At 70.2% G+C, this 10,373-nt stretch carries 10 protein-coding genes; 7 read left to right on the top strand and 3 right to left on the bottom strand.

What is annotated here, in order from left to right; translation table 11 throughout:
* Positions 1–273: 273 nt before the first annotated feature.
* The gene (locus tag TR42_RS08140) at positions 274–1,155 is read left to right on the top strand and encodes an endonuclease domain-containing protein (protein ID WP_143058995.1); all 882 of its coding nucleotides are present in this window, start codon (positions 274–276) and stop codon (positions 1,153–1,155) included.
* A 43-nt stretch (positions 1,156–1,198) separates the two neighbouring features.
* Here the strand turns inward: TR42_RS08140 and ald are convergent, their stop codons facing one another.
* Positions 1,199–2,299: an alanine dehydrogenase gene (gene ald, locus TR42_RS08135; protein WP_042214764.1), complete on the bottom strand. Its 1,101-nt coding sequence runs from the start codon at positions 2,297–2,299 to the stop codon at positions 1,199–1,201.
* A 146-nt stretch (positions 2,300–2,445) separates the two neighbouring features.
* On the opposite strand from ald, the gene TR42_RS08130 reads away from it, so the two are divergent.
* Positions 2,446–2,976 (top strand): Lrp/AsnC family transcriptional regulator, encoded by a 531-nt coding sequence (locus TR42_RS08130; protein WP_042214761.1) that lies wholly within the window; start codon positions 2,446–2,448, stop codon positions 2,974–2,976.
* Here the strand turns inward: TR42_RS08130 and TR42_RS08125 are convergent.
* The gene (locus TR42_RS08125) at positions 2,973–4,271 is read right to left on the bottom strand and encodes an MFS transporter (RefSeq protein WP_042214759.1); all 1,299 of its coding nucleotides are present in this window, start codon (positions 4,269–4,271) and stop codon (positions 2,973–2,975) included. The genes TR42_RS08130 and TR42_RS08125 overlap by 4 nt on opposite strands.
* Positions 4,272–4,323: 52 nt before the next feature.
* On the opposite strand from TR42_RS08125, the gene TR42_RS08120 reads away from it, so the two are divergent.
* From TR42_RS08120 to TR42_RS08110, 3 genes are all read left to right on the top strand, one after another.
* Positions 4,324–4,785 carry a DUF805 domain-containing protein gene (locus TR42_RS08120; protein WP_042214757.1) on the top strand — a complete coding sequence of 154 codons (462 nt, stop codon included), beginning with the start codon at positions 4,324–4,326 and terminating at the stop codon, positions 4,783–4,785.
* Positions 4,786–4,831: 46 nt separating this feature from the next.
* The gene (locus TR42_RS08115; protein WP_042214756.1) at positions 4,832–5,206 is read left to right on the top strand and encodes a DUF805 domain-containing protein; all 375 of its coding nucleotides are present in this window, start codon (positions 4,832–4,834) and stop codon (positions 5,204–5,206) included.
* A 63-nt stretch (positions 5,207–5,269) separates the two neighbouring features.
* Positions 5,270–5,941, top strand: a complete 672-nt coding sequence (locus TR42_RS08110; RefSeq protein WP_042214755.1) for an SDR family oxidoreductase — start codon at positions 5,270–5,272, stop codon at positions 5,939–5,941.
* Positions 5,942–6,002: 61 nt separating this feature from the next.
* Here TR42_RS08110 and TR42_RS08105 read toward each other — a convergent pair whose 3' ends face one another.
* Positions 6,003–8,387: a transglycosylase domain-containing protein gene (locus TR42_RS08105; RefSeq protein ID WP_052405828.1), complete on the bottom strand. Its 2,385-nt coding sequence runs from the start codon at positions 8,385–8,387 to the stop codon at positions 6,003–6,005.
* A gap of 234 nt (positions 8,388–8,621) precedes the next feature.
* Between TR42_RS08105 and TR42_RS08100 the strand changes: the two genes are divergently transcribed.
* Both TR42_RS08100 and TR42_RS08095 read left to right on the top strand, forming a co-directional pair.
* Complete coding sequence (locus TR42_RS08100) at positions 8,622–9,209, top strand: PadR family transcriptional regulator (RefSeq protein ID WP_042214754.1); 588 nt, start codon at positions 8,622–8,624, stop codon at positions 9,207–9,209.
* A 16-nt stretch (positions 9,210–9,225) separates the two neighbouring features.
* Positions 9,226–10,317 carry an inositol-3-phosphate synthase gene (locus TR42_RS08095; RefSeq protein ID WP_042214753.1) on the top strand — a complete coding sequence of 364 codons (1,092 nt, stop codon included), beginning with the start codon at positions 9,226–9,228 and terminating at the stop codon, positions 10,315–10,317.
* Positions 10,318–10,373 lie beyond the last annotated feature (56 nt).

Below are 10,373 nucleotides of genomic sequence, written 5' to 3'. Positions count from 1 at the left end.
CCCGCCCCGCCCCGCCCACCCCACCCCTCGCCTCCCCTCCCCGCTGGGACACTCACCACGCTTTTTCGCCCGGTTCTGCGTGCCACGGGACACCCACCTCCCGCAGGCCCGCTGTCCCGAGCCCTGCCTGCCGTGTCACTGCTCCACTGAAGGGATCGCCGGCCTTCTCGGTCCGCGGGGGACGATCGAGCATCGGCGTTCATGGGCATACGCCAACTCCACGATCGTCTCCTCCGACGTGTCGAGCCGCTCACCTACGACCAGCTGAGACGGTTGGCGAGCGAGCGCGCAATCGCCGATGCGGTGCGCGCCGGACGCATCGTGCGCGTGCTCCCCGACGCGTATGCGTCGTCTGTCCACGCCGAGTCATGGGTCCTTCGCATGCAGGCGGCGCTGCTGTGGGCGGGTCCGAGCACGGTGGCGGCAGGATCCTCCGCGCTGGCCGCCTGGGGTGCGCTCGCCCCGCCTCCGAACGTATCGATCTCGGTGCCGTGGGAGACCAGGCCGCGAGGGCCGGCGTGGGTGTCGGTGCGCCGTCACGTGCACATGCCCGAACGGTGCTGGCCGCCGCGTCGGATCCCTACGGTGCCGCCTCCGCTCGCAGTGATCCAGGCTCACGGTGAGCTTCCGAGCAGTCGGCGTGCCGAGGCGGTCTACGCCCCTGTTCGCGAGGGGATCGTCACCGTCGCGGAGATTGCGGAGACGCTCGCCGCGATGCCGCGGGCGCGGGGACGACGAGAGCTCGAGCGCAGACTCGTCGCTGCTGAGGCGGGCGCGGAGTCCTATCTCGAGGAAGAGGCGGGCACGCGGGTGCTTCGAGGTGTTCCGTTCGCTCACCTGCTCCGGCAGCACTGGGTCCACGTGGATGGAACGTCGTACCGCCTGGATACCTTCGACCCCGCAACGTTGACGGCCTTCGAGTTCGACGGCGCCGATGCGCACTCAGGTCCTGCAGCCCGCCAGCGAGACGCCGCACGCGATGCGCGGATCGCGAGCGTCGGCATCCTGACGGTGCGCTTCACCTACGCGGACGTCACCGACCGACCCGAGTGGTGTCGCACCATCGCGCTCGGGGTGCTGGCCACCCGCAGCCAGCACCCCGAGGTGCAGATGGATGTCCCGCCCGTCGCCGATCCGCCCGAAAAAGCATGGTGACTGTCCCGGCTGGTGGGGTGGGGTGGGGTGGGTGGTGGTGGGGTCAGGCCGGGACCGTGTGGGTCAGGTGCGGGAAGAGCTCCGCGACCGGGCCGTGGACGATGCGGCCGTCGACCGTCGCGAGGCCGCGCGCGAGCGCCGGGTCCTTGGCCGTGGCGACCTCCCAGCCGTCGTTCGCGAGGCGCACCGCGTACGGCAGCGTCGCGTTGGTGAGGGCCAGCGTCGAGGTGTTGCCCACCGCGCCCGGCATGTTGGCGACGCAGTAGAAGGTGGAGGCCTCGACCGCGTAGGTCGGCTCGGCGTGGGTGGTCGCGTGCGAGTCCTCGAAGCATCCGCCCTGGTCGATTGCGATGTCCACCAGCACCGAGCCCGGCTTCATGCGGGACACCAGGTCGCGGGAGACCAGCTTCGGGGCCTTGGCGCCGGCGACCAGCACCGCGCCGATGACGAGGTCCGCCTCGAGGCACGCGCGCTCGACCTCGTAGGCCGAGGACACGACGGTCTTGACGCGGCCCGCGTAGAGCGCGTCGAGCTGCCGCAGGCGCGGGATCGACAGGTCGAGCACGGTGACGTCGGCGCCCATGCCGACCGCCTGGGCGATCGCATTCTGGCCCGACATGCCGGCGCCGAGCACGGTGACCTGCGCGGGGCGCACCCCGGGAACGCCGCCGAGCAGCACTCCGCGTCCGCCCTGGCTCGACTGGAGGGCGAACGCGCCCACCATGGTCGCCATGCGGCCCGCGACCTCGCTCATGGGGGCGAGCAGCGGCAGCGAACCGTCCTCGAGCGCGACCGTCTCGTACGCGATGGCGGTGGTGCCGGAGTCGACCAGGGCGCGGGTGAGCGCCTCGTCCGCCGCGAGGTGGAGGTAGGTGAAGAGCAGCAGGCCCTCGCGCAGGTAGCCGTACTCGGAGGCGATGGGCTCCTTGACCTTGATCACCATGTCCGCCGCCCAGGCCTCGTCCACCGAGCCCAGGGTCGCGCCTGCGAGCACGTAGTCCTCGTCGGCGAAGGCCGAGCCGAGACCGGCGCCCGCCTGCACCAGCACCGAGTGCCCGGCCGTCACGAGCTCCCGCACACCTGCGGGGGTCGCGCCGACGCGACGCTCGTTGTCCTTGATCTCTGCGGGGATGCCGATGCGCATCGCTGCTCCTCCCAGGCGCATCTGCGCCGCTCATGCGTGTGAGCCGAGCGATCTTCGCTCGACCTCTACAATTCTTGAAGGAAGTTCGATCAAGGCAAGCGATCGTGAACAAGGTTGGCCCGCGGGCTCGAAACGGAGAAGGATCGATGGAGACAGGGCTGCGAGAGGGCCTGCGGGCGAAGGGTGTTCGGCTCGACGAGCTCGACGAGCGGATCCTCTGGGAGCTCATGCGCGACGCGCGCATCCCCAACGCCGCGCTCGCGGCGAGGCTGCACGTCGCCCCGTCGACCACCCATACCCGCGTCAAGGCGCTGCGCGAGGCCGGCGTGATCCGGTCGAGCCACGTCGAGGTCGACTTCGCCGCGCTGGGCCTCGACGTCCAGGGCATCGTCTCGGTCCGGCTGCGCGCGCAGGCGCGGCCGCAGATCAAGAGCTACGCCGCGAAGGTCATCACGCTGCCCAACGTGCTGTCGGTGTTCTTCGTGGGCGGCACCATCGACTTCCTCATCCATGTGGCATGCACCTCGACCGCGCAGCTGCGCGACTTCGTGGCGTCGGAGCTCAGCATGGACCCCGCGGTCGCGGCGACCGAGACGAACATCGTCTTCGACCACCTCATCGGCCACGAGCACCTGGGCAGCGGCGGACTCGCCCGCATGCGCGGCCCGATCGGCTAGGCCACCGCCACAGCGACCGGCACCCGCGGCGCCCGCGCGTAGACCGCCGCCACCGCGAGGTACGCGACGGCGACCCCGGCCATCACCCCCGCGGAGTAGCCGGTCGGGGGCAGCACCACCGCGGCGAGCGCGGCGCTCGACACGAACGCCACGTTGTAGGCCATGTCGTAGAGCGTGAAGGCGCGGCCGCGGAAGTCGTCGGCGGTGTCGCGCTGGACGATGGTGTCGACGGCGATCTTGCCGCCCTGCACCGCGACGGAGATGATCACCGCGGCGCTCAGCAGGGCCCAGCGCGCGGACGATGCGGCGAGCAGGAGCTGGCCGCCCGCACCCAGGACGAGGCACCCGACGATCCACCGCTGCCGGGGGATCCGGGATCCGAGCCACGGCGTGATCACGGCGGCGATGCCGAAGCCCGCGGCCGCGAAGCCGAGCACCGTGGCGAACTCGCCGAGCTGATCCTCGGGACGCGACGGGTCGCCGAGGATGTGGCGCGACATGAGGATCGACGCGACGAACATGATCCCGTAGAGCAGGCGCTGCGCGGCCATGACGCTGAGCGCGTGGAACGGGGTCCGTCGGCCGTGGAGGTAGCGGACGCCCGAGACGAGCTCTGCGGTCAGCGCGCGGAGCTGCGCGAGCAGTCGCAGCGCGGCCAGCGGCTCGGTCGGGCCGAGCTCGCGGCGGGCGAGCAGCGTCGTGGCCCACGCCGAGCCCGAGAACGCGCAGGCGGAGCCGATGAGCGCTGCCAGCGCCAGCGAGGAGTCCGTGGCCGTGGGCACGAGCAGCGTCATGGCGCCGCCGATCGCCCCGCCGACCGCCGCGGCGATGGTGCCCAGCGTGGGCATGATCGCGTTGGCGGTGAGCAGCTCGTCCTCCGGCACCACGTTCGCGAGGCCCGCGGACATCGACGAGAGCAGGAAGCGGTTGACGGACAGCGTGAGCAGCGCGAGCCCGTACTCGACCCATGCGGGTCCGTCGAGCAGGACCGTCGCGCCGATGATGAGCGCGAGGGACGTCCGCGCGAGGTTCCCGAACAGGAGGATCCGCTGGCGCTGCCACCGGTCGATCAGCGGCCCGGCGAACGGCCCCACCAGGGTGAACGGCGCGAGCAGGATCGCGAACCCGAGCGCGATGTCCTGGGGCGTCGCCGCCTGCGTGGGGTCGAAGAAGAAGGCCGTCGCGATCCCCACCTGGAACATCCCGTCCCCGGCCTGCGAGAGGAGCCGCACCAGGGTGAGGCGACGGAAGCCCCGGGCCCGCCAGAGACGTGCGAGGTCGCGTGCCAGGGTCACGGCACCAGCGTAGGGGGAGGGTGCGACGAAACGGTGTCAGTACAGTGGCGGCATGGGGTTCGCCGAGGCTGTCGCCGTCTGCTTCCGTCGCTTCGCGACGTTCCGCGGCCGCGCGCGCCGCAGCGAGTACTGGTGGTTCCAGCTGTTCGCCTCCGTCGTGTGGCTGCCGACGATGATGGTGGCGGCCTCCCTGTGGGTCTCCGCGCTCGAGGGCTCGGTCGCGCCCACCAAGGACCCGGCGATCGAGCCCGACTCCGTGCGGTGGGGGCTGCTCACCCTCGCGGCGGTGATCGCGTTCGTGGTGGTCGTCGTGATCGGGATCCCCACGTACGCCGTGACCGCGCGCCGGCTTCACGACCTCGACCGGTCCGCCTGGTGGCTGCTGCTCGCGCCCCTCTCGCTCGGCTTCGTACTCATGGTGATGGCGGCCTTCCCCGGCAGGCGAGGAGCCAACCGCTTCGGTCCGGACCCGCGGCTCGGCGCGCCTGCTCATCTGGATGTCATGCCTGGTTAACCTCGTCCCGCGCGGGGGAGATGCCGTCGCGCAGGAAAGAGGGGTCATGAACGGCTACACGACGGCGCTGCGGCGCTATGCGGAGTTCAACGGGCGTTCGCGTCGGAGCGAGTACTGGGGCTTCGCCCTCACCAACCTGGCGATCTCCATCGTCTTCAGCATCCTGCTCGCGATCGCCGGCTTCAACTACGAGACCGCGGAGCTCACCGGCTTCGCCCTCGTGCTGGTCCTCGTCTTCGCCCTCTACAGCCTCGCGATCCTCATCCCGTCGCTCGCGCTCCAGTGGCGCCGCTATCAGGACATCGGTTGGCCGGGACCGGTGTCGATCATCGGCTGGTTCGTCAGCCTCCTCACCCTCGTGGTCGCGTTCATCCCGGGCAACCCGGGGGCCAACCAGTACGGTCCCGACCCCAAGGCCTGAGCCGCCTGCCCCGGCCTGGCCCCACCGGTTGCATGAGCGCAACCGTCGGGCCAGGCTGGAGGCATGAGCATTCCGGCGCGCGTGGCGATCGTCGGCGGCGCCGGCAAGGTCGGCCGTCGGCTCATCCCGATCCTTCTTCACCGCGATCACGAGGTGGTCGCGCTCGCCCGCACCGACGAGCAGCTCCACGAGCTCGCGGGCCTGGGTGCCGCCGCGCGGCATCTCGATATCGAGGCGTGCGACGAGCCGGAGTTCGCGTCGGCCTTCGGCGGCTGCGACGCCGTGGTCTTCACCGCGGGCGGAGGTCCCGACGGGAACGCGAACCGCAAGCGCACTGTCGACCTCGAGGGATCGCTCAAGTCGATCGCCGGCGCCAAGCGGCGTGGGATCAAGCGCTTCGTCCAGGTCTCGGCCATGGGTGTCGACGCCGAACCGGATCCCGCACGCGGCGACGTCTGGACCGCCTACGTGTACGCGAAGCGCGAGGCGGACTTCGCGCTCCGCGGCTCCGGGCTCGCCTGGACCATCCTGCGGCCCGGGATCCTGGTCGACTCGGTGGGGACCGGGTGCATCTCTATCGACGAGAAGGTGGTGCCGGGCCCGATCCCGCGCGTCGACGTCGCGCAGACCATCGCCTCGTGCCTGTCGCGGCCGAGGACCGCGGGGCATCAGTGGGAGATCGTCACCGGGCCGCACCCCATCGGGACCGTGCTCGACGAGCTGACGGTCGCGTAGCGCGGCACCGTCCTCTCGCCGCTCGACACGGAGGTTCGAGGACCGCGACGCCGATGAGCGGCTAGGTCCCCGCGGCCGGCTCCTCGGCCGGCTCCGCCCCGGCCGAAGCGCCGGGATCGGGATCGGTCGTCTCGGAGGGGGTCACCACCGGCTCCGGCTCCGTCGTCTCCGAGGGTGTCACCACCGGCTCCGGCTCCGTCGTCTCCGAGGGTGTCACCACCGGCTCCGGCTCGGTGGTCTCGGTCGGCTCGGGAGTCGCGGACTCCGAGGGCTCCTCCGACGGCTCGGGGGATGCCGTGACGCTCGGCTCGGGCTCGGGGCTCGAGCTCAGCTCGGTGCCCACATCGGCCCGCTCCGGGAACTCCACGACGTCGAAGCGATCCAGGATCGACTCCATCATCTCGACCCAGACGTCGGCCGGCACCGTGCCGCCCGTGATGTCCGAGTAGCCGCCGAACGGCGTGATCGACTCGACCGAGCCGTCCTCGCCGACCTGGTACATCGACACGATGCCCACGATCTGCGGCGTGAAGCCGGCGAACCACGCCGACTTGTTGTCGTTCGACGTACCGGTCTTCGCGGCGATCGGACGGCCGAGCTCCGCGGCCTTGCGGCCCGTGCCGCCGTCCACGGTCTGCTGCATCGCGTAGGTCGTGTCGGCGATGACGTCCTTCGAGAACACGCGCTGCGACTCGTCCTGGTGGACGTAGACGTCCTCGCCGTCCGGGCCGATGATGCGCTTCACGGTGAACGGCTCCTTCTCGATGCCGCCGTCCGCGATGGTGGTGTACGCGTGGGCCATCTGCAGCGCCGTCGGCGACGCGCTGCCGAGCACGTTCGACGGGTTGGCGTCGAGCCCGTAGGTGTCCTCGGGCAGGCCCGCGGTGATCGCGGTGTCCATGACCGTCTGGGGGCCGATGTCCCGACCCAGCTGCACGTAGTAGGTGTTCACCGAGTACTTGGTGGCCGTGACCATGTCGATGTAGCCGTAGTCGGTGCCGCCGTAGTTGCGCACCGGGTTCTCGAAGCCCTCGATGGTCATGTCGCTGTTCGACAGGTACGAGGTGTTCAGCGAGTAGCCGTTCGACAGCGCGCCGATCATGGCGAAGGGCTTGAAGGTCGAGCCGGCCTGCGCGACGTCCTGGGTCGCGGCGTTGCGCTGGATCTGGAGGTAGTCGGGGCCGCCGTACATCCCGGTGACGGCGCCGGACGCGGCGTCCACGGTCACCGCCGCGGTCTTGAGGTTGTCGGCGGCATCGTCCGGCATGTCGTTGACGGCCTTGACCACGGACTTCTGATCATCCCGACGGAACGTCGTGATGATCTGGTACCCGCCCATCTCGAGCTCCTCGGCGCTCACGTCGAGGTGAGCGATCGCCTCGTCGAGCGCGGTGCGGAGCAGGTAGCCGTCGGTCCCGCCGAACGTGTTGCTGGTGCCGTACTCGATGGTCTCGGGGAACTCCTGCTCGTCCCGCTCCGCCTGCGTGATGAACTCGGTGGTGACCATGCCGTCGAGCACGTAGTTCCAGCGCTGCTCGGCCTTCGCGGGCGAGACGCGGGGGTCCCATGCGCTCGGCGCGGGGATCACGCCGGCGATGAGCGCGGCCTCCGACAGCGTGAGCTCGGCGGCGGGCTTGCCGAAGTACTCCTCGGCGGCGGCCTCGATGCCGTACGCGCCGCGTCCGAAGTAGATGGTGTTCATGTAGTTGCAGAGGACCTGGTCCTTGGTCTGCTCCGAGTCCACCTTGAGAGCGAGCAGCGTCTCCTTGATCTTGCCCGGGATGTCGGTGGTGGTCGCGCCCACGTAGTAGCGCTCGACGTACTGCTGGGTGATGGTGGATCCGCCCTGCTTGTCGCCCAGCACCACGGTCTTGTAGAGCGCGCGCATGGTGCCCATGAGGTCCACGCCGGGGTTGGTGTAGAAGCTCCGGTCCTCCGCCGCGACCACGGTCTGCGGGACGTAGTCGGGCAGGTCCGCGCAGTCGATGATCTGGCGGTCCACCTCGCCGACCTTGCCCATCTCCGCGGTGCCGTTGGACCAGTACACGGTCGACGACTGGGCGAGCGCGACGTCCGCCGCCTCGGGGACCTCGAGCTTCGAGTACACGACCATGAGCATGATCGCCGCGGTGGCGATGGTGACGAACAGCGCGATCAGCGCCGAGACGCCGGTGATCCGGAGGATCTTCTTCCAGCGCGGCTGGTCGCCCTTGCCGCCCTTGCCTCCGGTGCCGCCCTTGCCGCCGCCCGAGCCCGAGCCGCCGCCCGAGCCCTTGGTCTGCGTCGCGGGTGCGCTCGAGGCTCCCGTGGCCGCCCAGGCCGCCGTCGCATCCGTGGGCCGCGTGCTTCTCCGGGTCGGCTGCGTGCCCGACGTGGCGGGCTGCGACGATGCGGATGCGGCGCGGCGCGTCGGGACGCGCTGGGGCGAGCTGGAGCGTTCTGTCACGTGACCACCTTAGGGCTGCGGGGCTCGGCGCCCCCTGATCAGGGACGATGCGCGGCGGCCGCGGAACGGCGCCGACACCGGGTGCAGGATCAACGCTCGGGGCGCGCAGATCGTGACCCGGCGTGTGGGTTTCACGGATCACGATCCTGTGATGTACGGTGCCCGATGTATCGGAGCGATATAACTGAACGTGAGATCGGCTCGACATACGAGTCCCGAGGAGGTGAAGGAAGCGTGGCCAAGACCGATGTCCTGACCCTCGCGATCCTCGGCATCCTCCGCGATCAGCCGCTTCACGGCTACCAGATCCGCAAGCGTCTGGGCGCCGAGCTGGGTCCCTTCCGGGCCCTCAGCTACGGGTCGCTGTACCCGTGCCTGCGCCGCATGGTCGAGGCGGGCCTCATCGAGGCCTCCGGCGACGAGGCCAACGGCCCGTCGCACGCCTCCTCCCGGCGCGCACGCATCGCGTACAGCCTCACGGACGCGGGTCGCTCCCGCCTGTCGGAGGAGCTGGCGAGCGCCGGCGCATCGTCGTGGGACGACGATGCGTTCGACGTGCGCTTCTCTCTCTTCGCGCACACCGACGCCGCGACGCGGCTGCGGATCCTCGAGGGCCGGCGCAGCCGGCTCTCCGAACGGCTCGAGGAGGTGTCCGAGGGGCTCAAGCGCATGCACGAGCGTCACGACGCCTACACCGCCGAGCTTCAGCGCCACGGCCTCGAGCAGGTCGAGCGCGAGGTCGAGTGGCTCGACCGCCTCATCGAGAACGAACGATCCGCCCGCGGCGGTGAGAACAACGGCTCCGCCTCGGCGGACCACTAGTCAAGGAGACAACACCATGGCCAAGCTTCGTGCCGCCATCGTCGGCGTGGGCAACTGCGCGACGTCCCTCGTCCAGGGCGTGGAGTTCTACAAGAACGCCAAGCCCGAGGACACCGTGCCGGGCCTCATGCACGTGCAGTTCGGCGACTACCACGTCTCGGACATCGAGTTCGTGGCCGCGTTCGACGTGGACTCGCTCAAGGTGGGCAAGGAGCTCGTCGAGGCGACCCAGTCGTCCGAGAACAACACCATCAAGATCTGCGACGTCCCCAAGACCGACGTCCAGGTCCAGCGCGGCGTGACCCTCGACGGCCTCGGCAAGTACTACCGCCAGACCATCGTCGAGTCGGACGAGGCCCCCGTCGACGTCACCCAGGTCCTCAAGGACCGCGAGGTCGACGTCCTCATCTGCTACCTCCCCGTGGGCTCGGAGGAGGCCGCGAAGTTCTACGCGCAGTGCGCGATCGACGCCAAGGTCGCGTTCGTCAACGCGCTCCCCGTCTTCATCGCGTCGGACCCCGAGTGGGCCGCGAAGTTCGAGGCCGCGGGCGTCCCGATCGTCGGTGACGACATCAAGTCGCAGGTCGGCGCGACCATCACGCACCGCGTGATCGCGAAGCTGTTCGAGGACCGCGGCGTGCGCCTCGACCGTACGTACCAGCTCAACGTCGGCGGCAACATGGACTTCAAGAACATGCTCGAGCGCGAGCGTCTCGAGTCCAAGAAGATCTCGAAGACCCAGGCCGTCACCTCGAACCTCACCGGTCCGCTGGGCGGCATCAAGGACGGTCGCGACGTGCACATCGGCCCGTCGGACTACGTCGCGTGGCTCGACGACCGCAAGTGGGCGTACGTCCGCCTCGAGGGCTCGGCCTTCGGCGAGGTTCCCCTCAACCTCGAGTACAAGCTCGAGGTCTGGGACTCCCCGAACTCGGCCGGCATCATCATCGACGCCATGCGCGCGGCGAAGATCGCCAAGGACCGCGGCGTCGGCGGCCCGATCCTCTCGGCCTCGACGTACTTCATGAAGTCCCCGCCGGTCCAGATGGAGGACACGAAGGGCCGCAACCAGCTCGAGTCGTTCATCGCCGGCGACGTCGAGCGTTGATCCTGGCCCTCTGAGCCGCGCTCGCTGAGCGAACGGAAGCCCGGGCCCCCGCTGAG

It is taken from the genome of Demequina mangrovi, from assembly GCF_000759715.1.
Lineage (GTDB): Bacteria > Actinomycetota > Actinomycetes > Actinomycetales > Demequinaceae > Demequina > Demequina mangrovi.
The sequence above is the reverse complement of the archived record's forward strand: the minus strand, read 5'-3'. Positions and strand labels throughout refer to the sequence as shown.

Coding starts and splice junctions, on each gene's coding strand:
- ald (WP_042214764.1), bottom strand. CDS start 2,299: ATGCGCATCGGCATCCCCGCAGAGATCAAGGACAACGAGCGTCGCGTC.
- TR42_RS08130 (WP_042214761.1), top strand. CDS start 2,446: ATGGAGACAGGGCTGCGAGAGGGCCTGCGGGCGAAGGGTGTTCGGCTC.
- TR42_RS08120 (WP_042214757.1), top strand. CDS start 4,324: ATGGGGTTCGCCGAGGCTGTCGCCGTCTGCTTCCGTCGCTTCGCGACG.
- TR42_RS08115 (WP_042214756.1), top strand. CDS start 4,832: ATGAACGGCTACACGACGGCGCTGCGGCGCTATGCGGAGTTCAACGGG.
- TR42_RS08110 (WP_042214755.1), top strand. CDS start 5,270: ATGAGCATTCCGGCGCGCGTGGCGATCGTCGGCGGCGCCGGCAAGGTC.
- TR42_RS08095 (WP_042214753.1), top strand. CDS start 9,226: ATGGCCAAGCTTCGTGCCGCCATCGTCGGCGTGGGCAACTGCGCGACG.